The sequence below is a fragment of the Novosphingobium sp. 17-62-19 genome, from assembly GCF_002256775.1.
GTDB lineage: Bacteria > Pseudomonadota > Alphaproteobacteria > Sphingomonadales > Sphingomonadaceae > Novosphingobium.
On record NZ_NCII01000007.1, the window covers coordinates 1 to 24,349 of the forward strand.

29 protein-coding genes and 1 tRNA gene are annotated in these 24,349 nt (G+C 61.8%); 3 read left to right on the forward strand and 27 right to left on the reverse strand.

Annotated elements, in window-relative coordinates; translation table 11 throughout:
- The first annotated feature begins 24 nt into the window (after positions 1-24).
- The 3 genes from B7X90_RS01700 to B7X90_RS01710 all read left to right on the forward strand — a co-directional run bounded on the left by B7X90_RS01700 (position 25) and on the right by B7X90_RS01710 (position 2,351).
- Positions 25-99: transfer RNA gene (locus B7X90_RS01700), tRNA-Asn, on the forward strand.
- A 151-nt stretch (positions 100-250) separates the two neighbouring features.
- On the forward strand, positions 251-1,510 hold the full coding sequence (locus tag B7X90_RS01705) for an integrase arm-type DNA-binding domain-containing protein (RefSeq protein ID WP_292621100.1): 1,260 nt from the start codon (positions 251-253) through the stop codon (positions 1,508-1,510).
- A gap of 19 nt (positions 1,511-1,529) precedes the next feature.
- Complete coding sequence (locus tag B7X90_RS01710; protein WP_292621103.1) at positions 1,530-2,351, forward strand: hypothetical protein; 822 nt, start codon at positions 1,530-1,532, stop codon at positions 2,349-2,351.
- Between the two features lie 214 nt (positions 2,352-2,565).
- On the opposite strand, the gene B7X90_RS01715 is transcribed toward B7X90_RS01710, so the two are convergent.
- The 27 genes from B7X90_RS01715 to B7X90_RS01845 all read right to left on the reverse strand — a co-directional run bounded on the left by B7X90_RS01715 (position 2,566) and on the right by B7X90_RS01845 (position 24,258).
- On the reverse strand, positions 2,566-3,732 hold the full coding sequence (locus tag B7X90_RS01715) for an integrase arm-type DNA-binding domain-containing protein (protein WP_292621105.1): 1,167 nt from the start codon (positions 3,730-3,732) through the stop codon (positions 2,566-2,568).
- 160 nt (positions 3,733-3,892) lie between these two features.
- The gene (locus B7X90_RS01720) at positions 3,893-4,495 is read right to left on the reverse strand and encodes a hypothetical protein (RefSeq protein ID WP_292621107.1); all 603 of its coding nucleotides are present in this window, start codon (positions 4,493-4,495) and stop codon (positions 3,893-3,895) included.
- Positions 4,495-5,148 (reverse strand): glycoside hydrolase family protein, encoded by a 654-nt coding sequence (locus tag B7X90_RS01725; protein WP_292621109.1) that lies wholly within the window; start codon positions 5,146-5,148, stop codon positions 4,495-4,497. The genes B7X90_RS01720 and B7X90_RS01725 overlap by 1 nt, the downstream gene beginning before the upstream one ends.
- The gene (locus B7X90_RS01730) at positions 5,145-5,339 is read right to left on the reverse strand and encodes a hypothetical protein (RefSeq protein ID WP_292621111.1); all 195 of its coding nucleotides are present in this window, start codon (positions 5,337-5,339) and stop codon (positions 5,145-5,147) included. The genes B7X90_RS01725 and B7X90_RS01730 overlap by 4 nt, the downstream gene beginning before the upstream one ends.
- Positions 5,340-5,361: 22 nt before the next feature.
- The gene (locus tag B7X90_RS01735; protein ID WP_292621112.1) at positions 5,362-8,073 is read right to left on the reverse strand and encodes a hypothetical protein; all 2,712 of its coding nucleotides are present in this window, start codon (positions 8,071-8,073) and stop codon (positions 5,362-5,364) included.
- A 1-nt stretch (position 8,074) separates the two neighbouring features.
- Positions 8,075-8,485, reverse strand: coding sequence for a hypothetical protein (locus B7X90_RS01740; RefSeq protein WP_292621114.1), 411 nt, complete (start codon positions 8,483-8,485; stop codon positions 8,075-8,077).
- Between the two features lie 9 nt (positions 8,486-8,494).
- Positions 8,495-10,441, reverse strand: a complete 1,947-nt coding sequence (locus tag B7X90_RS01745) for a hypothetical protein (RefSeq protein ID WP_292621115.1) — start codon at positions 10,439-10,441, stop codon at positions 8,495-8,497.
- A 92-nt stretch (positions 10,442-10,533) separates the two neighbouring features.
- Complete coding sequence (locus tag B7X90_RS01750; protein WP_292621117.1) at positions 10,534-11,052, reverse strand: hypothetical protein; 519 nt, start codon at positions 11,050-11,052, stop codon at positions 10,534-10,536.
- A gap of 34 nt (positions 11,053-11,086) precedes the next feature.
- Positions 11,087-11,692, reverse strand: a complete 606-nt coding sequence (locus tag B7X90_RS01755) for a hypothetical protein (RefSeq protein WP_292621118.1) — start codon at positions 11,690-11,692, stop codon at positions 11,087-11,089.
- Positions 11,689-12,294, reverse strand: coding sequence for a hypothetical protein (locus B7X90_RS01760; protein ID WP_292621120.1), 606 nt, complete (start codon positions 12,292-12,294; stop codon positions 11,689-11,691). Before B7X90_RS01760 ends, B7X90_RS01755 begins: the two co-directional genes overlap by 4 nt.
- 121 nt (positions 12,295-12,415) lie before the next feature.
- Positions 12,416-15,928: a phage tail tape measure protein gene (locus B7X90_RS01765; protein WP_292621122.1), complete on the reverse strand. Its 3,513-nt coding sequence runs from the start codon at positions 15,926-15,928 to the stop codon at positions 12,416-12,418.
- Positions 15,925-16,176 (reverse strand): hypothetical protein, encoded by a 252-nt coding sequence (locus B7X90_RS01770; RefSeq protein WP_292621124.1) that lies wholly within the window; start codon positions 16,174-16,176, stop codon positions 15,925-15,927. The genes B7X90_RS01765 and B7X90_RS01770 overlap by 4 nt, the downstream gene beginning before the upstream one ends.
- 20 nt (positions 16,177-16,196) lie before the next feature.
- The gene (locus tag B7X90_RS01775) at positions 16,197-16,616 is read right to left on the reverse strand and encodes a hypothetical protein (protein WP_292621125.1); all 420 of its coding nucleotides are present in this window, start codon (positions 16,614-16,616) and stop codon (positions 16,197-16,199) included.
- Position 16,617: 1 nt separating this feature from the next.
- Positions 16,618-17,046, reverse strand: coding sequence for a phage tail tube protein (locus B7X90_RS01780; protein ID WP_292621127.1), 429 nt, complete (start codon positions 17,044-17,046; stop codon positions 16,618-16,620).
- 30 nt (positions 17,047-17,076) lie between these two features.
- Entirely contained in the window at positions 17,077-17,301 is a 225-nt protein-coding gene (locus B7X90_RS01785; RefSeq protein ID WP_292621128.1) for a hypothetical protein, read from the reverse strand.
- A 13-nt stretch (positions 17,302-17,314) separates the two neighbouring features.
- Positions 17,315-17,713, reverse strand: coding sequence for a DUF3168 domain-containing protein (locus B7X90_RS01790; protein WP_292621130.1), 399 nt, complete (start codon positions 17,711-17,713; stop codon positions 17,315-17,317).
- Between the two features lie 12 nt (positions 17,714-17,725).
- On the reverse strand, positions 17,726-18,157 hold the full coding sequence (locus B7X90_RS01795; protein WP_292621131.1) for an HK97-gp10 family putative phage morphogenesis protein: 432 nt from the start codon (positions 18,155-18,157) through the stop codon (positions 17,726-17,728).
- A complete protein-coding gene (locus tag B7X90_RS01800; protein ID WP_292621132.1) occupies positions 18,154-18,495 on the reverse strand; it encodes a head-tail adaptor protein in 342 nt (113 codons plus the stop codon). Before B7X90_RS01800 ends, B7X90_RS01795 begins: the two co-directional genes overlap by 4 nt.
- Positions 18,492-19,022, reverse strand: coding sequence for a phage head-tail connector protein (locus B7X90_RS01805; RefSeq protein WP_292621134.1), 531 nt, complete (start codon positions 19,020-19,022; stop codon positions 18,492-18,494). The genes B7X90_RS01800 and B7X90_RS01805 overlap by 4 nt, the downstream gene beginning before the upstream one ends.
- A 27-nt stretch (positions 19,023-19,049) precedes the next feature.
- Positions 19,050-19,247, reverse strand: coding sequence for a hypothetical protein (locus B7X90_RS01810; protein ID WP_292621136.1), 198 nt, complete (start codon positions 19,245-19,247; stop codon positions 19,050-19,052).
- Positions 19,248-19,344: 97 nt separating this feature from the next.
- Positions 19,345-20,718, reverse strand: a complete 1,374-nt coding sequence (locus B7X90_RS01815) for a phage major capsid protein (protein ID WP_292621138.1) — start codon at positions 20,716-20,718, stop codon at positions 19,345-19,347.
- Positions 20,719-20,733: 15 nt separating this feature from the next.
- A complete protein-coding gene (locus B7X90_RS01820; RefSeq protein WP_292621140.1) occupies positions 20,734-21,663 on the reverse strand; it encodes a head maturation protease, ClpP-related in 930 nt (309 codons plus the stop codon).
- The gene (locus B7X90_RS01825) at positions 21,656-22,972 is read right to left on the reverse strand and encodes a phage portal protein (protein ID WP_292621143.1); all 1,317 of its coding nucleotides are present in this window, start codon (positions 22,970-22,972) and stop codon (positions 21,656-21,658) included. Before B7X90_RS01825 ends, B7X90_RS01820 begins: the two co-directional genes overlap by 8 nt.
- Before the next feature lie 11 nt (positions 22,973-22,983).
- The gene (locus tag B7X90_RS01830; protein WP_292621145.1) at positions 22,984-23,589 is read right to left on the reverse strand and encodes a terminase TerL endonuclease subunit; all 606 of its coding nucleotides are present in this window, start codon (positions 23,587-23,589) and stop codon (positions 22,984-22,986) included.
- Positions 23,586-23,861: a hypothetical protein gene (locus B7X90_RS01835; RefSeq protein WP_292621147.1), complete on the reverse strand. Its 276-nt coding sequence runs from the start codon at positions 23,859-23,861 to the stop codon at positions 23,586-23,588. Before B7X90_RS01835 ends, B7X90_RS01830 begins: the two co-directional genes overlap by 4 nt.
- A complete protein-coding gene (locus B7X90_RS01840; RefSeq protein ID WP_292621149.1) occupies positions 23,858-24,085 on the reverse strand; it encodes a hypothetical protein in 228 nt (75 codons plus the stop codon). The genes B7X90_RS01835 and B7X90_RS01840 overlap by 4 nt, the downstream gene beginning before the upstream one ends.
- Positions 24,082-24,258: a hypothetical protein gene (locus B7X90_RS01845; protein WP_292621151.1), complete on the reverse strand. Its 177-nt coding sequence runs from the start codon at positions 24,256-24,258 to the stop codon at positions 24,082-24,084. The genes B7X90_RS01840 and B7X90_RS01845 overlap by 4 nt, the downstream gene beginning before the upstream one ends.
- Between the last annotated feature and the right edge of the window lie 91 nt (positions 24,259-24,349).

The following is a 24,349-nucleotide window of genomic DNA, read 5'->3' on the forward strand; positions in this document are numbered from 1 at the left end:
CCTGCCCCGGGCAACCGAGGCTGCTCCCTGATAGCTCAGCGGTAGAGTAGGTGACTGTTAATCACTTGGTCGTAGGTTCGAATCCTACTCAGGGAGCCACTTCATTGTCGCATCAAGGCGCATGAAGACTTAAAACCCTTGAAGTACTGCGGGTTTGACGCGAAACCACATGCATGGTGTCGCATCGAGTCGCATTCAAAAGCCCCGCCATATGGGGCCTTTTCCGGGGCCGCGCCTTCGGAACTTTCTCGTGCTGACCGACACAGCTTGCCGCAAGGCCTTACCCGCCGAGAAAGAGCGAAAGCTCTTCGACGAGCGTGGGCTGTATCTGCGGATCACGCCGGCAGGTTCGAAGTCTTGGTGCATGAAGTATCGGTTCGGCGCCAAGGAGAAGAAGTTGACGCTCGGCAGCTATCCCGAGATCACCTTGGCACGTGCCCGGGAACTGCGGGATCAGGCACGCCGGGAAATTGCGATGGACAAGGATCCATCAATCGAGCGAAAAAAGCGCAAGGCGGTGGCAGCGGTCGAAGCGCTGGATACGTTCGAGAAGGTTGCCAATGCTTGGCACGAGCAGCGTGCGAAGACGCTAAACCAGCGCTATGCATCGCAGATCATCGATCGACTTCGAGAGAATGTCTTCCGTTTGATCGGCTCCATACCGATCCGGCAGATCACCGCGCCAATGGTTCTAAAGGTTATACGCGGCGTGGAAGCACGCGGTGCGCACGAGATGGCACATCGCGTCCGCCTTCATATTTCGGACGTGTTTGTCTGGGCAATATCGTCCGGGATTGCCGAGACCGATCCGGCCGCGCTGATCCGCAAGGCTGTCCAGCCGACAGATCCGAAGTTGCGCCCCGCACTGCTGAAGCCAGCCGAAGTGCGCACAATCCTGCCGGCAACCGAATCGACGGGCGAGCCTTATTGGGCGACGCTGTTGTCATCCCGGCTTCTGGCGTTGACAGCGGCGCGGCCCGGGGTTGTCAGATTGGCCGAGAGAGCGGAGTTCGAGGATCTGGACGGCGACGCACCGATCTGGCGTATACCAGCCGTCAAGATGAAGCTTACGCGCAAGAAAAAGCGCGATTCGACCTACGAATTTCTCGTGCCGCTGTCGCCCGAGGCGGTGGAAGCCGCAAAGGCCGCGATGCAGGCCAGCCCCAGCCCTACCCTATTGTTCCCGGGCGTGGGCGACAGGCGAAAACCGATCAGCGATTCAACGCTGAGCAAGCATTACCGCGAAGCGAATTTACGGGGGCGCCATGTGCCACATGGCTGGCGCGCGTCCTTCAGCACGATCATGAACGAACGTGCCGCAATCGCCGGACGGACTGGCGATCGCGAGATCATCGATCTGATGCTGGCGCATATGCAGGAAGGAGTGGAGCCGATCTACAATCGCGCGGCATACATGCCGCGGCGTCGAGAGATCGCGCAGGAATGGGCGGCGTTCCTTATGGAAGGCTTGCCGCCAGCCTCCAGTCTGGCGCCCAAGATCGGCGACTGACCGCCACGGGAGGCCGCGCATGACGGCCCGCACTGGCACAACCCGGCGCATTGGCGAAATCGCGCTTCCGGGCATCGGCGGTGGCCACCTGCCACCCCCGGTCAAGCCGGAGAAGATTTTCCGCAGCGGCCAGCCGGTCTGGCGAAACAGCTACTACGAAGGTCAGCTTGAGGACCGGTTGTGGAAACCTATTGGCGTAGGCGCAAAGCGGGGCACCAAACGCAACGCTGCCCGCTATCTCGCGAGCGCGCTGCAGATGGCCAAACGGGTCGAGCTGCGCACGCGGCGCGCGCTTCAGGGTGCGAAGAAAGGCGTCCGCAATGGCGCAATCGGCGCAATCGGAATCGCCGTCCTCGAAGTGCTGTATGAGATGGTCGACTATGCGACCGGAAGGCTAGAGCCTTCCATCGGCACTATCGCCGAAAAGGTCGGCCACAGCTACTCAGCTGTGCATGAAGCGCTGGTGCGATTGCGACGGCAAGGCTTCCTCCACTGGATCAGGCGCAGTCGGCCGACCGAGAACAAGGGCGAAGCTGGGCCACAGGTCGAGCAGATCCCCAACGCCTATGTCCTCACCTTGCCCGAGGAACTGGAGACCATCGCCCGCCGCCTCATCGATGACGGACCTGTGCCAGATGACGAAGCATGGCGACGCAAGCAGGACAAAGCCGACTGGAAGGCGATGGTCGACAAGCTGAGCGCAACCGACCTTATTGCCGAGCATTGGGCCGGAGACCGGCTGCAGGGCGAAACCTTCGCGAGAATCGCGGCGCTCATCGATGCGCGCGATGGGCAGAAGCGCGAATCCGGCAGGACGAGAGAAACCGGGGGATCATTCTGATCCTTACAATGAATGGCGACATATCCATGTCGCCATGCGTAGTTTGATCCCCCACGCGCCACCTGTCAGGTCCAGTCAGAACGCAAACGAACCGCCGGAGGCACCGGCGAACGGAGCCGCATACGCGTCTCCGGGGCTTCCCAGAGGTAAGGGCAAAACCCGTGCCACTTTGCCGCGCCGTGGCCGGTGCCAAACAGGGCAGCGCTTTGAGCGCTTATCCGCAGAGCAAAGCACCCCACTCCTCCAGCAGCGCATGACGCTGATCGAGCATTTCGGCCCGGTTATACGCCGCCTCCACTTTGTCCTTCGGCGTATGCGCCAGGGCGAGATCGATCGCGGACCGGTCCCCCGGACGTCGTTCATTCATGATGGTAGAGAATGAGGCCCGCCAGCCGTGGGGCACGTGCCGGCCGCGAAACCCGGCTTCGGCATAAAGATCGAGGATAGCCCGCTCGCCGATGGGCGAGTTTTGCGCCCTGCCCCGAAAAACCAGTCCATTACGAGAGCCGGACAATTCGGCCGCGCGGCCCAGCACTGCCACGGCCGCTTGCGAAAGCGGCACCAGGTGCGCGAACCGCGCCTCTTCCTTCTTCGCCTTGGCCAGCTTCATCCGCGCGGGCGGCACCCGCCACACCGTTACGCCCGCGTGCTGCTCGATCTCATCCCAAACCATCCCGCGCACCGCATCCAGCCGCACAGCGGTGAGCGCGAGGAATCGCGATGCCAGCCGCACCATTTCGCTGGCACCGGCAAAAAGGTCGCACGCCATCAGCAGCGCGCGGCAATCCTCGATCGATGTCAGCGCCGGGTGTGGCCTGGACAGGCGTGGCGGCAGCAAAGCCTGACCGATATCGCGTGCCGGGTTGTCGTCCTTGCGGAGCCCTTCTGCAATCGCATAGCCAAACACCGCAGCGCAGCGCTGGCGCAACCGGCGGGCGGTCTGGCCATTGCCCCGCGCCTCCACCGCGCGAATTGCCGATAACACGTCGGGCGCGCCGATCTCTGCCACCGGCTCGCCGCCGATCGCCGGGAACACATCGCGCTCCAGACTGGCCAGCACGTCGGCCGCGTGAACGGTCGACCAGTGCGGCGCATGAAGCGCGTGCCAGTCCCGCGCACATTGCTCAAATGTTTTGCTGGTCAATGCGTCACTGAACGGCAGGCCGACCCGCGCCAGATCTGCACGGCGCCTCGCCTCCTCGATGCCGACGTCAGGATAGGTCCCGATTGTGACCAGGCGTTCGCGGCCACCGGCGCGTGACCGTAGCAACCAGGTGCGCCGCCCGTTTGGCACGATCAGCAGATGAAGCCCCTGCCCGTCCCACAACTTGTAGGGACGCGCGCGCAGGCGTGCCCGCCGCAGATCGGCGTCACTCAACATGGAAATCTCCAACTTGCGCAAAATCGCAAACTGACCCGAAATGCATGTCTTGGCGCAGTCAAGAAGACGCCATGACGTCATTCGCGGCGGATACACCATCCGCCGCGCTGGAATTTCAGGCCCGGTTTCCGGGGCTTTCAGGGGCGCTGCGCGCCCTGCGTTATCCCCCTGTTATCCCCCCAAGCTCTTCGCTGGGTGGCCCCGGCACCGCCACGCCGCGTCGGATCAATTCCTGCCCCGCGCGGGCACACATTGCGGCTTGTCCGGCGGCAGCAATGATTTTGGTCCAGTCGCTTCGCCTGACCAGAACGCTGTCGGCATCGGAAACCAGTCCGGCAGGTCCGGCATCTTCCACATCGCTTGCGGTAGCACGATCGGTTCCGGGCAGATCGGCAACGCTGCCCGCACATTGAGCGGCGCTTCGGCCCGGTCGCACCCGGTCAGCAGCAGCGCGCTGTACAGCATCATAATAAGCAGGGGCAGTCGCATCGGAGATCTCCGCAATGTTTGCGCTGGTCAGCGCCGGTTGCTGGTTGACAGCGGCCTGCGCGGCAGTGGCAGACGCCTGCGCCGCGCGAATGTTCGCCTTGGTTGTGCGATGGCTGCTCGCCTCGGCCTCGCGGAGCTGGGTCACGCGATCCAGATTGGAAAGCAGCCCACCCCCGATGATCGGCGCACCGAAGATCCACAGCGCCAGCGCGGCAGCAGCGGCCAGCGCAGCGGTGGCCACCGCGCGCCACAGGTTTGCTCTGATCCAGTTCATCACGCGTCCTTCAGGCATTGTGCGCGCTCGCGCTGGCGGCGCGCGGTCAGGCCGGTGATGGGGCACAGCCATTTGCCATCGCGCTTGCGGGTGCAGGCCTTGCCGGGCTGCGGGCGGGCGAAGGTGCCCTTGTTCCACGGCAAAAAGGCATCGCAGGCGGCGCGCACGCGGCCTGCGTTCATGTGTCGCGCCGCGGTTGATCCACACCACCGCGGCGGACCGATATTGTACGCCAATGAAATCGACATTCCCCGCGCATTGTCCCGGCCGGGAATCGAGAGCGACAGGCCCGGTGTGCATTTCATCACTTCCACCGCATGGCGCACCAGCTCGGCCTCCAGCATCGCGGCGCACTGCGCTTCGGTGAAGCGGTCCTTCATCGTCACGCGCCGCCCATTCACGCTGGTCAGCCCGTCGCAGGCGGTCGCCACCCCTACCGCGTCCAGATAGGCCCGCAGGTATTGCTTGCCGGATACGTGCCGCACCTTGGCGGTGCCATCCGGCGCGATCTGCACGTCCACCTTCCGCCCGCTCTCCTCCAGCGGCACCTCGCGCAGCAGCAGCAGCGCAGTGGCCAGGCCAACCACGCTCGCCAGCGTGCCCTTCACCAGCACCGAAACCGGCTCAAGGCGTTCAGACGCCTGCGTATTCATGGCGCTTCCCCTGCCTGACCGGCTTTGAACCGGTCCCACAGCCTGATGGTCCACCATAGCAACGTCAGCAGCCCCACCAGCACCGCGATGATCGGCGTCAGGATCTCCGACCAGTGTGATATGATGACGAGCGTCGACGCCGCCGACGCAGAAACATCGCCACCCGTCTTGAGGGTTTCGTGATGATTCATGATCATGTCCTTGCTTTTACAGTCATGCCGAGGCCTGAACCCAAGCCACCCCTGCCGCGCGCGCCGCAGTCAGTGACGAAGTGCTTTCATCAATCACCGCCCCACGCCGGATAGACCCTTGATGCGATCCGGTGATGCGACCGAAGAACAGCGCTGGATATGCTGATACGTTCTGCCCGGTGGCGACGATTGTGTGCTCAAGTCCGTCATTCAGAGCCTCGTACAATCCATCGCGGGTGGTCACCGCCACTCCATCCACCGTCACAGTGCCGGGCAGCGCGTTGGTGCCGGTATCCGTGTACTGCAACATCACATTCGTTGCGCTCGCGGTGCCATCCGAAAGCATCCGCTTGTTGTTTGCGGCAATATCCTTCTTCGCGGTCATGATCACCGAAACCGTCGTCGGTGCAGCGGTCTGCCACGTGTATCCAGCGCATTGGTCCACACCGTCCATGACCGCACCGAGAGTAGAACTGGTGGTCGGGTGGTATGTCGTCGCGGTCTGAATGGCAGGGTTGTTGTTGCCGCTATAATCCTCGCATCGATACACAGTGCCGGTCACCGAACCGGTGGTGAAATCGAAGATCGCGTTGTTTTCCACACCCTCCAGCGCGGCGATCAATGCAGCCAGTTCAGCCGATGGAGTACCGATCGGGCCGAACGGTTCGGAGTAGCCGATCACCACCCCATCACCATCGGTGCCGGTGTTTTCGAACAGGAACTTCTTGCCCAAGTCAGCGCTGGTCAGGTCATAACTGCCACCCAAAGTCGCCACTTGCACGCCATCCCGCAGCAACCGGCTATCAGTGATCGTCCCGCCTGAAAGCGTGCCATTGTTCACAGTGATCGTGCCACCCACAAACAGACTGCCCGAAATGCTTGGCGCAGTCAGGAACTCCGGTCCGGGTTCAGGCACAGCAGGCGGCGAAACATGCGCTGCGTCGGTGGTGTATTTGCGCAGGGTCAGCCACTTGATCTTGACTGCCAGCGCGCCGGTCGTCGCAGTATCCATCGCGTCCGAGAAGAAAATCGGGCAGCGCACCGACATAGCGATTGTCCCAGTCGCACTGGCTGCAATAGCCGGGGTGATTTCGAACGGAACGCCATGCGAGATAATCGCGTCGCCGTCCTTCGGGAAGTAGTTCGGGTTCTGCGATCCGAACGCACCATATTCGCCCGAAGAAATATCCTGTCCGTAATCGTCAACCAACCCCGGCTCGTTGAAAAAAAGATGCGGGAAAACGCCGAACACGTCTTGCGTGGTTCGCCCTGGAATTTCGAATGCTGCATCGACCACGTAAACATCACCCACGACAGGCGTGATCGCAATATCCGGCCCACGCAGTTCGACTTTGCGAACCGTGGTGGCGGATGATCCACCCGTGCGCGTGATCGTGACGATCTGTTCGCCGCCATCGAACGAAGCGACAACACCGATTGACCCGGTGGTGACGTTATGACCCAGAGCCCAACCCTCCGCCACAACGCCGGTCGGGACGGGAGAGGACGAACTGATATAGCCCAGCGTGCCGCTGCCATCGCCAACAGACACAGTGGGATTATCATTCACAAATGACGCGTCATTTGTGCCATCCGGTACGAGAACGCGCGATGGCATGTCGCCGAAGATCGCGACTGTATCAGGGTGGACCGAGAGAAGTTCACCCATGAACCGCCCACCGGGTGGCCCTTGGTGCAGGAACCCGGCCTTGTCCTCACTGTCACGCAGCGGCCCGACAACCGCTTCAATATCCGTGCGAACCACTTCGTCCGCGACAGGCCCGTCCAGCATCGCCGGGTCTGCCAGCATCGCCGGGTAAACAGAGGCAGGTTGCAGGTTTGAGTAGGTGGCAAGTTCGACATGCTTTTTAAACCACAGATAGACCGCACGGTTGGTTGATCTTCGCCCTGAGTTTTCGGTCGGAAATTCACACAGGCACACGACCACAGGCCAGCCGAGTCCGTTCGCTACTGGGTCGCCCATCAGCCTGATAAACTTGTCCAGATTGCCGAAAGTGGTGCCTTGCGCCGCCAACCCGTCGCCAGACGGTGCGCGGTCGCCCACGCGGGCAAGGGTAGCCGGGTCTGCATCTGGATCACCGAGCGGGATCGGCAGCAACCCGCCAACTCTCGTGAAGTCGACGGCGTCGTTCGTTGAAACCACCAAATTGATATAATGAGGTCGCCGCGCAAGCATGACCGCCATCGCATGATCATTGCAGGTTTCAGATGTCTTTGACCCGCCGAGCGTCCACTGACCAATCACGTCCATCGGCCAATTCAAACCATGAAGCATCCACATTGGGATGCTGGACAGGCGCAGGGCCATCGGCACACCTGTAGTCATACCCGCTGTAGCGCCGACGGTTTGAGGCGCGACCCCCCCCGCCTGACGGCTGTCCCCAGCAAGCAACGCGCGCGGGCCTGCCGGAACAGGCAGCGGGATCAGCCCCAGCCACTTCTTGAACACCTGCAATGTGGTGCGGTATCCAACCCCGCCCGACACCACGATCAGCTCCATCTGCGATGAAAGCTCGGTGATGAATGGCAGGCTCGACGTGGTGCCAAGCAGGCCGGGCAGGGTGATGCCTGCCACCAGGCCATCCACTTCATCGCGCACGTCCTCGATACCGCTCAGCGCGGCCTGTGCCGCCGCCGCCGCGCGCCGGGCCGCGCCGGTATTTTCGCCCACCTGCAAAGTGATCGGCCTGTTGCCGAACGTCAGCGCAACCATGTCAGACCTTTCCAGTCAGGGGAAATGCCGCGCCGAACAGCAGCTCTTGCGAAGCTGGGGCGAGCGTCATGTAAAAAGCGATAGGCAGGTACTCCACGCCATCACCGTCAGTGTCAGATGGCAGAATGCCCGTGCTGTTGCTGCCGCTGCCGCTGGCAAGGCTCACGTCAAACGTGGTCACATCATCGCCCGCTTCATAGCTGCCGCTGCCCACCGTCACCACGGCCAGCACGCTGGCTGCATCGGGCGCAGCGCGGATCGATCCTTCAATCGTGGCGTCGGACCAGTCGCCCGAAATCTCGATCACGTCTTCCCACGCCAGACCGCGCGTGGCGATTTTCAGTGCAACAGACGCACCACCTTTGCCCCCGGCCTGCAAAGTTTGCAGCCAGGTGTCGAATGTCGTCGCCATCGATGTCCCCTATGGTACCTGATAATTCCAGTCGCCGCCGCCCCAGCCCGGAGGCCCGCCGCCGCCGCCGCTGCTGCCGGTCCCACCGGTCACATCGGTGGTCACCGTGCCCAGATAATGCCGGGCAGGGTTGTCGTTGCTGTTCACCGCCACCGCATCCACCAGTGTCGCCTTGAACGCGGGCGTGGTGTCGGTCAGCGTGTCGTCGTCGTAATAGATGTGGTACTTGGTCGAAGGCGTCAGCGCGGTGGTGCCGTCGTCCTCGGTGGTCAGCACCGCGCCGGTCACCACCGTCACCCTGATGCCGGTGTAGGTTCGGCTGAAATTGTTGATCGTGATTTCATCGTCTGTGGCCTGCAACAGCGGCACCATCGGATCGGCCAGCGTGTAGTAACTGTTGGCAATCGCCTGCTGCACATAGGCAGGCGGCAGGATCGCCGCCGCTGCCATCTCGTCGCGCTCCTGCGGCGTCAGCCCGATGCTGGGCGTTGGCGGAGCCACACCCGTTTGCCCAAGGCAGAAGGGATGCTTTGCCGCCGTTTCGGTTTCCAGCGCCAGCTTGGTGCCGAACGTGGACGGATCGATCGTGCGGTTCCACACGATGCAGTCCTGCTCTTCCAGCCCCATGTCGGGCAGATCGAAAGTCCAGCATTCGCCGGGCCGGATAAATTCATATCCCGGAAGCAGCGGCAGTTCAGGGACTGACAATTCGCGCGCGGCATAGATCCGGTACATCGCCAGTTGTGACGCCTGGTTCACGTCCTTCACCAGATTGAACGGGAATTCCTCGGTCTTCTTTTCGCCGTCTTCGACCACCAGCGTGGTGGCGATCACTTCCTCGGCCGCCACCTGCTCAAAATTGCTGCCCGGATCGGTAAACTTGGGCACGATGGCGTTGATGCGCGCGGCATTGCCCTTCATCGCCGTGATGCGTCGCGTGCCTTCGGCCAGCGCCTTTTCCGTGATCGTGCCTAGGCTGATGCGCGGCGCCCAGTAATGGAACGAAAGCTGCGCGCCCGGAATGGGCTGACCACCACCGGCAATGCAAATGTCCACCAGGTTGGCCCACCGCTGGTTGGCATCGCCGGGTTCGAACACCCTGCCAAAGATCGTCCAGCCATTGTCTTCGCAAACGTTGGCCCAATCGGCCACCGCCACCCAGTCAACCGCTTCATCGGCCAGCGCCATACCCATCACTGGCTCGTCGTTCTGGTAGTACCCGTAAGCGTATGTTCCCGCGAAGAGCGCGGGGTTATCAGTCCATTCCCATGTATCGGGATCGTTCACCCGGTGCGCGCCACTGCCCCCGCTACGCGTGCTGTCCAGCCTTGGGTCATAGGCGGGCGCCCATTTGCCATAGGCCCCGAAGATCGGAAGCCCATTGGCAAAGCGCTTTGCATCCTTGTCGAACTTGGCGTTCCACCCGATGGCGGCAAAGCCCGATAGCTTGGAACTGCTGCCCCACGATGGCGCGCCGGACCAATGCGGCGTCAGCGCCGCGCTTTCCGGGGAGGCCCCCAGTTGCGTGTCGGTATAGAGAAAGTCGGTGTAATACGAAGATACCGGCGCAAATTCGATATATGGCGTGATCGATTCATTCGGCCCGCAGCCGTTATAAACATGCACCTGCCACAGATACGGATTCGGCACTTTCGAAACCGTCCCGCCATAGGCCGCATCATAGCGCACGACGCCGCCCACATACCCCTCACCCATAACCAGCGGCCGCGGCGGATCGACCGCCACCACCACCTGCGAAACCGAACCCCGCGCCGGTGGAGCCTTCTGCAGCACGCCCGCGCCCAGAAATGAGACGCTGGCCGCCAACCCGGCAAACGCCGCCACACTGGTCGCCGTCGCCGCCGAAAGCCCCAACGCTCCAAACGGCTGCAATCCAGGCACAGCTAGGGCGACAACGGAAGCAATCGTCCCGATGACCTTCAGCGCCTTGGACACAACCCTGCACACCCTTATCGTCAGCCCGGACTTGATCCGGGCCTAGGCTTCTCTACTTCCGCTCATCCTGAGCCTGTCGAAGGATCGAAGGACTAGACCTTCCAGCAACCCGTCAGCACATCGCGGTCAAAATCGATCACAACCGCCTGCTCGGCATCCTCATGCCATCCCAGCAGCTTGAAAGGCGGCACGCACACGAACACCGCCCCGATGCCATCTAGCCCCGGCCCCGCCGCCAGATCGCCCAGGCGCATCTGCAACGGCGCAATCCGCGGCAACATGCTGTCCAGCATGTCCTCCACCCCCGCCCAGCCATTGCGCGAAAGCGCCCGCTTCGCCCCGATCGCAGACCGAAACCCCGGCATCACCGGCGGCCTGTGCCCCATCGCCAACAAATGAAACCGCGCCATGTGAACGCAGGTATGCCCAGCCTTCCACGCAAACGCCCGCCCGATATAAGCATCCCGCGTCTTCGCCGTAGCCATCTGCCGCCGCACCTGATCAGGCACCGGCTTCGCTGGATCAAACCAGCGGTCCCCTTCCTGATACCGACTTTCTCTTTCGTCAGACCGGACATGATCCGGGCCAAGGCTTCCTTCTTCCCCGCTCATTTCGAAATCCGCTCATCCTGAGCTTGTCGAAGGATCACCGCTCCACCCCAACAAACCCGCCGCGCCCAAACATCCCAACCGCACCGTTATAAACAGACCCCGTCGCCGCCGGCGCTTCCACACCCCATGCGCGCGGGATCGTCAGCCCGGTGGCTTCATCATGCCCCGTCTCGCCCGCCCACACGCTCTTGTGAAAGGTAGGCGAACACCCATTCCCCCGCCGCGCGGCAAACAACCGCTCGGCGCTGGAAACGATGCTGCTTTCCAGCTCCCGCGTGGTGCCGCTGAACTGCAGCTCCACCTGATCCAGTTGCCCATCGAACATCAGTTGCGGCGTGCCCGCCACCGCGCAGGTCGCAGGCGTCCAGTCCGCAATCCAGAACCGCAGCCGCGCCGTCTGGAACCCCGGCTGATTCAGGTCAGACGGCGCCGCGCTGGCCTCCGGGCTGAACGTGATCGAAAAGGCCGGCACTTCATTGCCCACTCCCTCGGTTAATGCCTCGGCCCCGGTCACACACCCGAACACCGCATCGCGGCCCCTGAAGGTTTCCGATCCCCAGACTATCACCCCGCCATCGCACAGCCGCACCGTCCGCGTCGGCAGCTCCAGCTTGATCAGGTTGCACTTGTGCCAGATCACGGGGCACCCACCGCTTCCATTTCCTCGATGCGGAAGCCCAGCCCCGTCACGTACTTCTCCGGCGGGATCTGCCAGTTGACCTCGGTGGTGATCAGCCCCTCGATCAAAGGCCGCGCAAGCAGCACCACGTCGTTATCGGCCAGCAGCGTGCGCAACGGAAAGTTGACCGCAAGATTCGCCTTCCCGTCAGCCCCAACCCGAACGGGCGCAGCTATCTTGTGCAGACAATGGTTTCCCTCGGCATCGATGACGGTTGCCCAATACCCTTGCCGGATCATCGCCCCTGGGGTCAGGCCCTTCACCGGCAGCGTTGTGCCTGCCGCCCCGCTGCCATCCACCGCGCCTGCGCCCCCGGCCTGCAAGTTGCCGCCCAGCGGCATGGCCATGCGCAATCCTTCGCTCTTGGCCGAAACCAGCAGCGATTGCAGCTCCATCGCGCTTTCATATTCCATCGTCGGAAATTCAATCGTGATGGCAAAGCGTCCGCCCGGCGTCACTACCCGCCCGGCCAGATTGCCCCGCGCAGTGCGAACATCAAAACCGCTGGCCAGCGCCTCAAAACCCACCAGGCGCGGCGAATATCTGTCGGGCAGAATGATCACTGCACTGCCCCCCGCTCATCCTGAGGCTGTCGAAGGACGTCAGCCCGGACTTGATCCGGGGCGTCACACACCCCGTCGCCCCGGGCTTGACCCGGGGTTAGGCTTCCTTCTTCGAAAAGCATCACCCGAACCCGATCCGTCGCGCGTTGCTCTTTCCGATCCGTCCGATGGCCGTCTGCGCCCCGCCCTCAACAATCGACGGAGCCGCCGCAGCAACCCCCTGCATCACATGCACGTCGAAGTATTTCGATGGCAGAACTTTCACCTGCATGGCGTCGCCGCCTCCACGCGCCCCGCCGTCTGCCCCCGGCCTTGTGATGTCCACCATCTCACCCGCAGTTGCGCGGAATGAAATCAGGTTCCGATCAATCCCGGATCGACCGGCCACCTTGAATGAACCGCCGGTCGCAAATCCCGGCACCATACCGGTTCTATCCGTGGCAAGGCTGGCGTTTGTGCTGGCCATGATGCTGCTGGCACTACCGAAGCCGGGCTTGCCAAAAACCCCGCCAAGAATTGAAGAAATCGCCCCGCCGATCCCACCACCACCGCCGCCAGAACTGCCAGCTTTGGAAAACAGTCCTGCGATAAGATCGGCCAGACTGTTCAGGGCTTCTTCCATCCCCTTGGCCACGCGGTCTCTCCACCAGTTCTTGAACCAGCCCTTGAGGTCGCCATCCAGCGCGGCGCGCATGCCGTCCTTGAACGTATCGCGGAACACCCCGGTCTGGCGCGCCTTGTCCATCTCGTCCCACTCAAGCGTCGCCTGCTCTTGCGCCGCAACCGGGTCCATATCGCGTTCAAGTTCACGCTGTCGGTTGCGGATCTCGATTTCGCGCTGCAACTGCCTGATGCGCTCTTCGCTATCGCCGCGTGCCTGTGCCAGGCGCAACTGACGGTCCTGCTCATCCTCCGCCAGCAGCTGCCTGCGCAATGCCGCGCGGGCCTGATCGGTTTCAAGTTGCTGACGCAGCGCACGCCCGGTGGCTTCTTCCAAAGACAATCCGTCGCGCTGAAACGCCGCGATGCGGTCCTTCAGCTCCTGCTGGCGCTGAAGCGTCTCTTCCAGCGTGCGGTTGCCCGCAATCCGCGCAAGATCGATCTTGTGCGCGGCCTCATCGCGTTCCAGATCTTTGGAAAGCCCATCACGGCGCGCAGCCTCCAGCAGAACCATGTCCTGCTTTGCCGCAGTCGTGGCCGATTCCAGCGAAAGGCCAGTGCGCTGATAGGCTTCGATCTGCTTGGCAAGGTCCAGCCGGTTACGGATCGCCCGTTCGGCCTCGATGTCACCACGCAGACGCGCCGCTTCCAGTTCAAGGTCATCCTTGATCTGCTGGCGGTTTTCCCGCTGGTCATCGGCGGATGCGCCGCCGCCACGCCCCTTGCTGCCACCTCCACCGGATGCCTTCGGCTCACCGGCAAAGTCCACCGGACGCTTGGGTTTTGGCGTCGATGGCGCATCTTCCTGCTTCGGCTTCTCAGGCGCACCCGGCGTCGTGTCGCCGCCACTCTCGCCAAGGCCAAGCCGCTTCTTCAAAGCCGCATATTTGTCGCCGATCCATTTGGCAATTTTGCCAATCCACGTCATCAGCCCGCCGAATTTGTCGACCAGCCACCCCTTCACGCCGGTGTAAACGGATTTGGCAGCGGCCACCACATTCGGGAAAGCATCCGCCACGTAGTTGACGCCGGACTGAACGATCCCGGAAAACCAGCCCATTATGGCTTGGAACTTGTCGACCAGCCATTCTTTGGCCAGCCAATATACCAGCGAAAGTTCAGCGCGGATTTCTGGCACAAAGGCGGCAATTATGCCGACCAGCGTGTCGAATACATCGCCAACAATGCCTGCCGCTGCTTCCCAGGCACCTGCAAAATCACCGCGCAAAAGCGCGCTGATCACGTCCACTACGCCAATAACGACATCGACTACGCCGGAGATGACCGTGACAATTGCCGCAAGCGTCCGCTCGATCACTTCGCCCGCCAGCATGATCGCACCGACCAGCACGGTCCCGATCACATCTTTTACCGACCAGAACAGATCTATCAGGCTCTGGATGCCAGACCCGATTGGACCGCCAGACAGCTTTTCAAAGAGCGTGCCCAGCTTGGTGAAAATCGCCTGAAGCGGTGGTCCCAGCGTCTCGACCAGACCGTTCCAAACCGCAGTCAGTGCAAAGATGATCTCATCCTTGAACAGCAGGAATGCGCTGATCGCCCAGCCTACCGGTCCCATCAGGCCAAGCAGCCGCGATCCCACCATCGTCAGCACGCGCGCCAAGCCAACTTCTCCCAGCATCGTGATAAGCGTCGAAACCGGTGCAATTATCAGCCCCAGCGCGCGTCCGATCAGTCCGAATTTCGATGCGGCAAAGTTTGCCAGCAGGATCGCCCCAAGTTGACCAACAACAAGCAAAAGCGGCCCGATGGCCGCAGCCAGGGCCGAAAACACCGCACCCACCTTCAAGACCGCAGGCGGTGCCTTGGCGATGGCTTCGAGCATCCCGGCAAAGCCGTTTTTGATCGAGGTAACAATGTCGAGAAGACCGGTATCGATCCCCAGCGCAGTTTTCACGCTTTCCCACGCGACATCGATCCGCTTTCCCGCAGCTTCAGAACCTTCCATCCGCTTCTGGATTTTCGCCGCAACATCGCCCCCGGCAATGGCGGCTTGCAGCTTTTCAAATCCCTCGCGCCCCTGTTCCATCAAGCCAATGGCAGTGCGCGAGGCGTCCGATCCGAAGATTGTTTTCAGGGCTTCAGTTTTCGATTCATCCGTCAGCCCGCCCAGCGCTTCGCGCAGGATCTGCGATTGCTCTGCCAGCGGCTTCATCTCGCCAGTGCGCACATCGAAAAACGAAATGCCAAGCTGCTCCATCGCCCGCTTGGCTTCCTTACTGTTGCCGACGAGGCTCTGGATATAGGTCTTGAATGATGTGCCCGCGTCCGAACCGCTGGAAAATTGTCCGCTGGTGGCAGAGATCGCCGTGGCAAAATCGGTGAAGTTCACGCCGGCCGACGCGGCCACTGCGCCGCCTTGCCCCACTGCCAAACGGAAATCGTCAAAACCGAACTTCGAACTGTCCAGCGCGCCCACAACGTTGCTAACGACGCCGGGAAGGCCCGCCGCAGCCACATTGAACTGCGACATCACATCGGTGACAAGCGCTGAAGATGCGCTGGCGTCCACCATGCCCGCTGCGGACAGATCGAGCGAGGCCTTGAGCGCACCGCCGAGAATATCGGCAGTTGAAACACCCGCCAGCCCCAGTGACTCGATTGCGCCGGCAGCTTCGGTTGCGCCTTTGCCAACCTGCGGTCCCAAGGTCCGCGCCTGATCGGACAACTGTTTCAGCTCTTCGCCGGTCACATTGCCCAGCGCGGCCTCTACACGCTTCATCTGCCCTTCAAACGATCCGGCAGTCTTGTCTACCGCACGGACCATTGCAGCAAAAGGCACCGTGATTCCGAGCGTTACGCCTGCCCCAATGCCTTTGATGCGATTTTCAAACTGGTGAAACTTGTCGATCAGCTGGCCAAGGACGCCTTCAACGCCCTTGGCCGCAGAATCGAATTCCGAAGTATCGGCACCAAAGACGACGCGCGCCGCTCCGACGACTGCCATGTTCATGCAGCGTCTCCTTCAGTTCGGATTTCACCAAATGCCGCAGCCCACGAAGCCGCCGATGCATACATGGCCTGCCAGCTGACCGGCTTTGATCGCTTCGGCTGCGCCGACAGCATATCTTTGAGGCGTGGCATCTTCTTGATCCGGCCCAGTGCAGCAGCGGTCCATGCGGCCTGCATCACCAGATCCTGACGGTTGCGTGCCGCCTGCGCCTTGCCTTCAAACACGCGGGCGATCTCACGCGGTGTCAAGGTCCAGTACTGGACCGGGTCTAGGCCAGCTTCGCACCAGCTCGTCTGGAGCGCGGCCCAGTCCCAGGGACGCCCTTCGTCTTGGGCGTCCCCAGCATGGGGTCCGCAGTGCCGTTATTGGCGGCCTCCGGGAAAGCCTGTTCCACCGCGCGCATGATCAGTTCCAGCGATGGTTCCAAGCCGCCCACTGCTTCCATGATGGCCCCGGCCTCGTGGTCGGTCATCTCAGGTTGGCAATCGGTAAGGCCGATGCGGAACAGCTTGCGGATCGTGCGCAGCGAAGGCGATTTGCTCAGCACTGTCTCCAGCTCGCTGATGTCCTTCAGATCGAATTCTTCCTCCACAGCGCACAGCGCGTTCGTGGTGAAGGCAAAAATCCAGCGATCATTGCCGATTTCGAAGCCCAGCTGCCCGCGCTGGAGATTGGCGCCAGCGGTCATATCAGGCCGCCGGCGTCAGCACGGGCTTGCCCGAAACCTTGAAGGTCGCAGAACCCGTCATCTTGTCTTCCATCGGCGTGGCGTGGGCGTGAGCCGTGGCAAAGCCCTTGAAATCCAGCTTCGCACCGTTGGGAAAGACGATGCGCCATTCATCGACTGTTTTCGTCGCCAGATGCGCGGCTATCACCGCATCGTCCAGCAGGCCCGGCACAAGATTGTACGAAAGAGTCGCTTCGCCGCCATCGGAAAGGCCCGGCTTGAATTCACGATAGCCGTCAGGGCTGCCGTGGTGCGTGAAATCCACGCTGTCGCGCGAAAGTTCGGGTGGCGAAAGCTCGGTGACTTCGGCAAACTCGGTATAGACGCTGGCGACGACTTTACCGAAAGTGGTGGCGAAACCGATGTCGGTCGCCGCATTGGTAGCTGCCATGTTTTCCTCCTCGATGGCGATTTCGCCGAGTTACTTTTTGCTGGTGGTGCTGCCGGTGGTGCTGCCGGTGGTGCTGCCGGTGGTGCTGGTGGCGGCGGTGGCGGGTTCGGCCTGCACCGCTTCGGCCAGTCCGAGTGCGATCAGTTCCGCGCCGCGTTCGTCGGACACGGTCATTTCCGTCCCGGCCTTTACCTGCGCGGCAGCATCATCCTTCGCCTGCTTGTCGATAAATGCAGTGGTGTTCACGATCTTCATGATGGCCTCCCCTTCAGCCGTTGGCGTGCCAGACCATCACGTCGAGCGCGGTCCGGTGAAGAACACCGACACTGTCGGTCTCCTGATCGGCGCGACGGCCGACAATGAAAGTACGAAGCTGAATCCCGCCCGATGTCGTTCGCAACCCACTGAGCACACCGTCATCACCGCCGATCAGATCAGCGATATCGCGCGCAACCTTGTAGGTCCGGCCCCAGCATTCCACGTAGATGCGTGATCGCGTCCAGCCCGATGGCCCGGAAAGCTTCATGCCGGTCACGCTGGAAGTGCGCGAAAGCACGATGGCAGGCAGTGCATCGCCCTGCGGACGAACACCCCAATCGATCCTACTCCCCACAAGCGCGGCAATGCCTGACGCCTCCAGCAACAGGCTGCGGATAGGTTCTTCCACGCTCAGCCCTCTTTACGCGCGTTTCGTCAGGCGCGTGAATTCGGCACGGATATGGTCAATGGCCACTTCCCCTGCCTCCTCACCCATCGTGTCGAACGCCGGGGCCATGAACGGCTGCGCGCCAAATCGAAATGTGCCGCGCTCGATCATGTGGCCGTAAAATCCATCATGCGGTTCACCACCACCCGTTCGCGGCCCGATGAACACATTGAAGTGACCTTTTCCGGACTGCCCGCCAGCGCTATTCTGCTCGTTAATGCTCACGCCAATGCTGTCGCGCAGATTGCCGGAAACCACCTTAACCAGTCGCTTTGCCTCTTCCGCGATCACCTCGCCACCGGCAGTCAGCGCCTCAATCACCACGTCCTTGCGCGTCAGCTTCGCCAGATTGCGCAAATTCTGTTCAAGATCGGGTGAAACCGAAAACCTGACAGAAGGCCTCATTGCGCCACGTCCGGCTGCGAACCGCAGGTGATCTCGATGGCATCACGACGCCGCGCACCCAGCCTCTTCGTGCCGATCACATAGTAAGATGCGCCTTCGCACTTCAGCAGATCCTTGCCGGTAATCGTCCGCGTCAGGCTGTCACTCAACACGGTAAAGCGCGTGGCCAGCTCCTGCCCATGCTGCTCGGCGCGCAATCGTTCGCCATCGCTGATGTCCACCATCTTGGCCCAGCGCTTGCCGATCTCCACCGGCGCACCTTCCACACTGGCAGTGCCATCGTCGATCAACGGCTTGCGCCAGACCGAAATCCGGCGATTGAGTTCACCTTTGGTCACAGCGTGTGACGCTTGTAGCGCTGGCACAACCGGCGTGCTGCTTCTTCTGCCTTGGCCAGAATGTCACCGCCTTCGCGGTCGGCATCATAGGCCCCGATCAACACCAGCATCGCCCGGCACAACCCGCGCGGCACATCGTCCGGGGCTTCGTATCCCGCACGGATCGTCACGGTGAAGGCCTGCTGGCTATCAATGAACGGCCAGAACACACCGCTAGCCGGCAGGACGCGCGCAGGGCGCGTGGTCATGTCCAGCACCGCGTCCAGCGTAGTCGGCACACCACCGCCGGGTGTGTAATCAACCACCGGTTCTGACGTGTCGAGAATCGGCCACGCCCGCAGCGCAACCGGGCTAAATCCACGGAAGTGCTCAACAACGTCACGCGCTTCAAGGATATGACCGGTGTATCGCTCAACCCAGTCGGCAGCGTCGCGGATGAAGTCCACGATTTCCGCGTCCTGGTTGGTCTCGTCCAGCTCGATCTTCAACTGGCGCTTGGCCTCTTCGATCGAAACGGGGAGCGCCATGATCAAACCCTCGCCTGCAACAGCAGCTTAAGTGCGCTGCTCGGCAAGGTTCTGCGCAACTGCATCCTGCCCGCTCATGGTCGGATCGTTGAAATCGATCCGGTTCTGTTTGGAAGTCGTGCCGGCGCGCAGATCATTGTCCACTGCGGGGTGAGCCTGCTCGCCATCCGTCTCGACTGGCGCTTTGGCAGCCGTGGCGGCTTTGGAATTTTGCGGGGTGGCCATCTGGCTTCTCCATCTTAAAAATGAAATCAACGGGGCTTGGCAAAATCCGGGCTGGCGTGAACCAGCCCGGTCTCTGCTCGATCAACCGATTGTCGGATCAGACCGAGATCTTGATCGCCTTCATCGAGTCGGGGTTCTGCACGCCGCCGCCAGTGCGCTTGGTCACGTAGAAGCAGATGTACGGCTTGTTGGTATAGGGATCGCGCAGGATGCGCACGCCGATGCGGTCAACGATCAGATACGTCTCGCGCATGTCGCCAAACAGCGCAGCGATGTTGCCTGCGCCGACATTTGGCATGTCGGGAACGTCCACAACCGGTCGGCCGATCAGCGTCGAGGGTTGACCCGCGACATAGGTGGGCTGCCAGATGTAGTTGCCCTGCCCATCCTTCAGCTTCCGAATCGCACCCAGCGAAGAGCGATTGAGGAAGAACTTGGCGTTCGGCTCGTACATCGCTGGCAGTTCATAGACCGCAGTGACCAGACCGTCGGTGGTGAACAGGGTCGCATGACCGCTGTTGGTCACCTTGATGTCACCCCAAGGGTGGCGCGCGGCCTGTGCGGCATCGGTTACATAGGTCAGGATACCAAACGGCTTGTTCGTCCCATCGCCGGAAAGGTGGGCGATGCCCTCCTGGCGGGCGAATTCGGTCTCGATCTCGCCGGTCAGCCAGCTGTCGATGTTGATTTCGCTGTCGTCGAGAAGCTGCTGCGAAGCGGCGGCATTGGCATAGATTTCGCCAAGGCCGAACGCCAGCGAGGTGAACTGCGGCGTGGACGTTGCCGGGCGCGCAGCCGTTTCACCCAGCCAGCCCGAGCCGACCGCACGATCCGTGAACAGCTTGGTGAACCCCGCAGTGCTGATCGACTGCACCGTGGCTTCCTGCCGGATCGGCGAGATCAGCTTGAGCCGACCGGTGATGGTGCGATCCCATTCGATCGGCGTGGTATAGCCGCCATCAGTATTGCTGCCCTCGCTCATCGCAGCGCGCGGAGTGCCAGGGCGATGCGCCGCCTTCAGCTTTTCTTCCTCATTGCGCCCGCCTTCGCGAACGAACGATGCAAAGGTGGTAGAGTATTCCGGGTCCGCAAGAGCAGGAGCCGCGCCATTGCCGCCAAGATTGGCAGCCGCCAGCTTCGCCGTGTGTTCATTGAGCGACGCTTCAATCGTGCTCAACGTGTCGTTGATCTTGCCCAGCTTGTCGTTGACGACAGTGTCGTCCGCCTTTGCGCCAAGATTGGCCTCCATCGTGGCCTTGAATTCGTTGTGCGCGCTCTGCAGCTGCGCGATCATCGCCTTCGGGTCGCCGGTCACGTCTGCACGCACGGTCGCACCAACAATCGCGCGGGGCATCGCCGGAATGGTTGGGGCCTTGAACACGTCCAGCTTGCTGGAATCGTCCATTGCACGGGTCGGAACGGCGCACAGCGCGGCCACCGCCGAAAGGGCGGCTCGGAAAATCTGCTTCATGATTACCTCTTGGGTTTAGCTGCGAAAGTCGTCGAGCAATGCCTGCATGGCACTGATCAGTTCGGGGTCGCCGCCAGCGCCAGGCGTGTTGGCAGGGTCGAGGGTAGCGCCCGGCGTACCCTTGATTTTGTTGATCCGTGCGCGGGCTTCGCTGCGCGTTGCGCCACCGGCCACGAGTGCCAGCTCCATTGCACGGACTTCGTTGACCGATGCGTCGGCAGCCTTGGCCTTTTCATCGACCTTGGTCTGATCGGCTGCCAGCAGTGCATCAGCAAAGCCGCGCTCAATCGCAATGGACCCGGACATATAGGTCTCGTCGTCCATCCACTTTGCGCATTCGGCAGATGTCTTGCCGCTACGCTGGGCGTAAACGTCGGCCATTGCCTGATCGAACGGAGCAAGGAATTCGGAAACTTCCGCCATGTCGTGGCGGTTACCCACCGCAACGACCCAGCAGTTGTGAATCATCACGAACGATGCCGCGCCGATCTGAACGGTATCGCCCGCCATCGCGATCACCGAGGCTGCAGAAGCCGCCATGCCCATGACCTTGACGGTGATATCCTGGGGATGTTCGCGCAGAACGTTGTAGATCGCCAGCCCTTCGAACATATCACCGCCCGGGCTGTTGATCTGAACCTCAACCGGACGGTCACCGATGGCGCGAAGTTGGGCAGCAATCTTCTTGGCGGTCACCCCGCCGCCGGTCCACCAGTCTTCGCCGATAATGTCGAACATGGTGATCACGTTGTCGCCCGGTTCCAGCGCAGCCGGTCGAACGCCCGCAGCATCTGCGTTCCACCGGTCTAGCACCGGCGCGGGCGTAAAAGCTGAAACGCCGCGACCCGCAGGCACCGGCAACGCGCCCGGTCGCTGGCGCGCATTCACGCCCACGACGCCATGCGGCAGGCGGCGGCAAATGTCCTGGCACAAACGATCACTCATCGACGGTTTCCTTGGTTTTTGCAGCCGCTTTCGATGGCTGCGGCAGCTTGTCGCCACCTTCGATAGCGTTGAGATCAAACGCGCTGCGCACCTCGTCCGGCGTGCGATATGCGCTGTTGGGGCCAAGCGCCTTGGCAAAGAAGTCAGCCTGATCTTTCAGCGATCCGCGCAGCAAAGCGCCCTCGTTGAATTTGACGTAAAGCTCGTCTGCATCCTGCTCAGCTGCGCTCAGGCAACTGCGCTCGATGGCTTGCTCCCACGAAATGAACCACGGCATCAGGCAGTACGTGACAAAATATAGGCCAAGCTGTTCAATACCGCTGCCCCAACTCGTCTCGTCAAACATCAGCAGCGGTCGCGGCACGCCAGTAAAGCGTGATACTTCTTCAGCCTGCCGCCTGCGCATTTCATCATACTGCGCGTCTTTGGCTGTGGTGAAGGGTTTGGCCTTCAGGCCTTCCTCAAGGATCAGCCATTCCCCAGCCGCTTCTCCGTCCGCCTGCCGTTCGCGCATACTCTGGCGCAGGTTCTTAATGGCCTCTTCGCCCAGCTCCTTCTCGCTCTCCAGCGCGCCACCGGCCATTACGCCGCCCTTCAGCACCTTGCCTGCGGCCTTTTCGGCCTGCGCTGCGATGCCAATGGCATTGACCGCCATGTCGACAAGATCGACGCCGCGAAGCCCGTCTTTCGAGATCGGATGGCGGAAATGGAACACGTCTGCCGCTGGCAGTATCACAGTGCCACCGCTGGGGCGGCGATATTCAAAGGTCAGCTGCCAATCGTCTGACAGCTTCGGCGTCACCGATTTGCGCTTCAGCGGCACGATCTGGGCGATCTGGTTGGGCTTGCCGCGCACGATCCCGCGAATGATCAACCCGTATGCATTGCCGTCCAGCAGCGCGAGCAGCTGCATGTAGGACTTGAACTCAAACGCCGTCTGGTAACTGTTCGGGCGCTTCAGCAGCACACGGTAAAGCGGATGATCCTTGGCCTTGCCGATCGTCTGCTTGCCATCTGCTGCGATCGTGCGCCGCATCAGGTGCGTGGGCAGCATTCCCATTGACGATGCGATCAGGTTGGCCGCACGAAAGAACGTGCTGTTCCGCAACGCCATCGTCTCGTTGACCGGCAATCCTGCTGCCGAAATGCGCCCATCGCGCAGGAACTCGGCAAGAACGGGACTGTCAAAATCCATCGCGGTCAAAGCATTGACCGGCCCACTGCGTGCGACGGTTCGTGATTCTTCGCGCTCCGGCTCTGCACTGGCCACACGGTCAACTCGCCCAAGAAGGCGATCGATGAAGTTCATGCGATCTCCCTCTAAACCCGGATCACGCCACGGCGCGCATAGACAGACTTCTTCGGCGGCTGTTCGTTCATCGCCGCCGCCCCCACCGCCATCGCAATCGTCACCAGCCCATCGATCCGCCCGCGTGACCGCTTCTTGTCGAACGCACGGTTGGCCTGCCCGTCTTCGATCAGGGCGGCGTTGGCCGCGCAGCTGTAGGTCACCGGTGACGCATCAATGATGATCGTCTCCGAAAGGATCGCATCCTCAAGCTTGGTGATCGATTTCGGCATACACAGCTGCTTGTCTTCGAACATCACCCGCGTGCCCTGCGCGTGCGCAACCAGCTTCAAACCCTTGCCTTCAGGCTTACCCGGGCCTTCATAGCGCCAGACCGGAAACCCGATTTCTTCGCACGCCTCTTCGAATGACAGCATGAAGGCCACGTCGAACGCGAGAAAGGCCACGTCGTGCTCGGCGCAAATGTCGCGCACCTGGACAGCCACAAACGTCATGTCGATCACGGCGCCGGGAAGCACGGTCAGATAGCCCTCGCTCACCCATTCGCTATACGGCGCGTTGTCCTGCTTCTCGCGGTCGTCCAGCCCTTCCTTGGTCGTCCAGTACCAGGTCTTCACCTGGTGTCGCACGGGTTGGTCTGCCGCCAGCGTGATCCAGTCACCGTGGCCTCAACCACCAGCGCACCACGCACCGGCATCACCTCAAGGTCGGCCGAGCTAAGCCGTGCCACCTGCTCTTCAGTCGAGAGCTTCAGGCAGATCGCATGACGCTCACCGCTGAACGTGATCGATCGCCAGGGCGAAACGCTATGCTGCCAGATCTCCGCACCGTCGCCTGCCAACCTGATCAACCACCGCCGCATGGCAGTATCGGCAGCAATACCCGTCATTTCGTCATGCCGAGCGAACCCGGCGTTGCACGATAATCGAGCAATTCAGGATCGATGCCGCCCGCCCGCAACTGAGCCATAGCCCAGCGCCCGCGCTCGATCTCCAATACCGCCTGCCGCAGCCAGCGCCGCCGCACCCTGCACTTATCATCACCATCGCCGCGCTCGGCCATTGCCCGCGCCTGGTCGAGGTCGATGCCCTCCACATCAAAGCCTATGCTCACTGCACGCCACCCCGCAGCACACCGCTGCCGCGCATCGCCTGAAGCAATGTCTGCCGTATCCGCTGCACCCGCTGCTCCAGCGCGTTGAACTGCTGCGCATCGCGAATGCCCAGCGCTACAATCGCATTCACTTCGTCCAGCTCGTCCGATGCACTGCGCAAAAGCGTGCTCATCTCCGGCTTCACCCGAAGACGCATCGTCTCGCGCATCGCACCCTCCAGACGAAAGAAAGCCCGCTCGCCCCATCAAGGGCGGCGGGCAAAA

Excerpts from the sequence above, each read along its gene's own strand:
- B7X90_RS01710 (WP_292621103.1), top strand. The coding sequence starts at position 1,530 with ATGACGGCCCGCACTGGCACAACCCGGCGCATTGGCGAAATCGCGCTT.
- B7X90_RS01715 (WP_292621105.1), bottom strand. The coding sequence starts at position 3,732 with ATGTTGAGTGACGCCGATCTGCGGCGGGCACGCCTGCGCGCGCGTCCC.
- B7X90_RS01720 (WP_292621107.1), bottom strand. The coding sequence starts at position 4,495 with ATGAACTGGATCAGAGCAAACCTGTGGCGCGCGGTGGCCACCGCTGCG.
- B7X90_RS01725 (WP_292621109.1), bottom strand. The coding sequence starts at position 5,148 with ATGAATACGCAGGCGTCTGAACGCCTTGAGCCGGTTTCGGTGCTGGTG.
- B7X90_RS01730 (WP_292621111.1), bottom strand. The coding sequence starts at position 5,339 with ATGAATCATCACGAAACCCTCAAGACGGGTGGCGATGTTTCTGCGTCG.
- B7X90_RS01735 (WP_292621112.1), bottom strand. The coding sequence starts at position 8,073 with ATGGTTGCGCTGACGTTCGGCAACAGGCCGATCACTTTGCAGGTGGGC.
- B7X90_RS01740 (WP_292621114.1), bottom strand. The coding sequence starts at position 8,485 with ATGGCGACGACATTCGACACCTGGCTGCAAACTTTGCAGGCCGGGGGC.
- B7X90_RS01750 (WP_292621117.1), bottom strand. The coding sequence starts at position 11,052 with ATGAGCGGGGAAGAAGGAAGCCTTGGCCCGGATCATGTCCGGTCTGAC.
- B7X90_RS01765 (WP_292621122.1), bottom strand. The coding sequence starts at position 15,928 with ATGAACATGGCAGTCGTCGGAGCGGCGCGCGTCGTCTTTGGTGCCGAT.
- B7X90_RS01775 (WP_292621125.1), bottom strand. The coding sequence starts at position 16,616 with ATGACCGCTGGCGCCAATCTCCAGCGCGGGCAGCTGGGCTTCGAAATC.
- B7X90_RS01780 (WP_292621127.1), bottom strand. The coding sequence starts at position 17,046 with ATGGCAGCTACCAATGCGGCGACCGACATCGGTTTCGCCACCACTTTC.
- B7X90_RS01785 (WP_292621128.1), bottom strand. The coding sequence starts at position 17,301 with ATGAAGATCGTGAACACCACTGCATTTATCGACAAGCAGGCGAAGGAT.
- B7X90_RS01795 (WP_292621131.1), bottom strand. The coding sequence starts at position 18,157 with ATGAGGCCTTCTGTCAGGTTTTCGGTTTCACCCGATCTTGAACAGAAT.
- B7X90_RS01805 (WP_292621134.1), bottom strand. The coding sequence starts at position 19,022 with ATGGCGCTCCCCGTTTCGATCGAAGAGGCCAAGCGCCAGTTGAAGATC.
- B7X90_RS01810 (WP_292621136.1), bottom strand. The coding sequence starts at position 19,247 with ATGGCCACCCCGCAAAATTCCAAAGCCGCCACGGCTGCCAAAGCGCCA.
- B7X90_RS01815 (WP_292621138.1), bottom strand. The coding sequence starts at position 20,718 with ATGAAGCAGATTTTCCGAGCCGCCCTTTCGGCGGTGGCCGCGCTGTGC.
- B7X90_RS01820 (WP_292621140.1), bottom strand. The coding sequence starts at position 21,663 with ATGAGTGATCGTTTGTGCCAGGACATTTGCCGCCGCCTGCCGCATGGC.
- B7X90_RS01825 (WP_292621143.1), bottom strand. The coding sequence starts at position 22,972 with ATGAACTTCATCGATCGCCTTCTTGGGCGAGTTGACCGTGTGGCCAGT.
- B7X90_RS01835 (WP_292621147.1), bottom strand. The coding sequence starts at position 23,861 with ATGACGGGTATTGCTGCCGATACTGCCATGCGGCGGTGGTTGATCAGG.
- B7X90_RS01845 (WP_292621151.1), bottom strand. The coding sequence starts at position 24,258 with ATGAGCACGCTTTTGCGCAGTGCATCGGACGAGCTGGACGAAGTGAAT.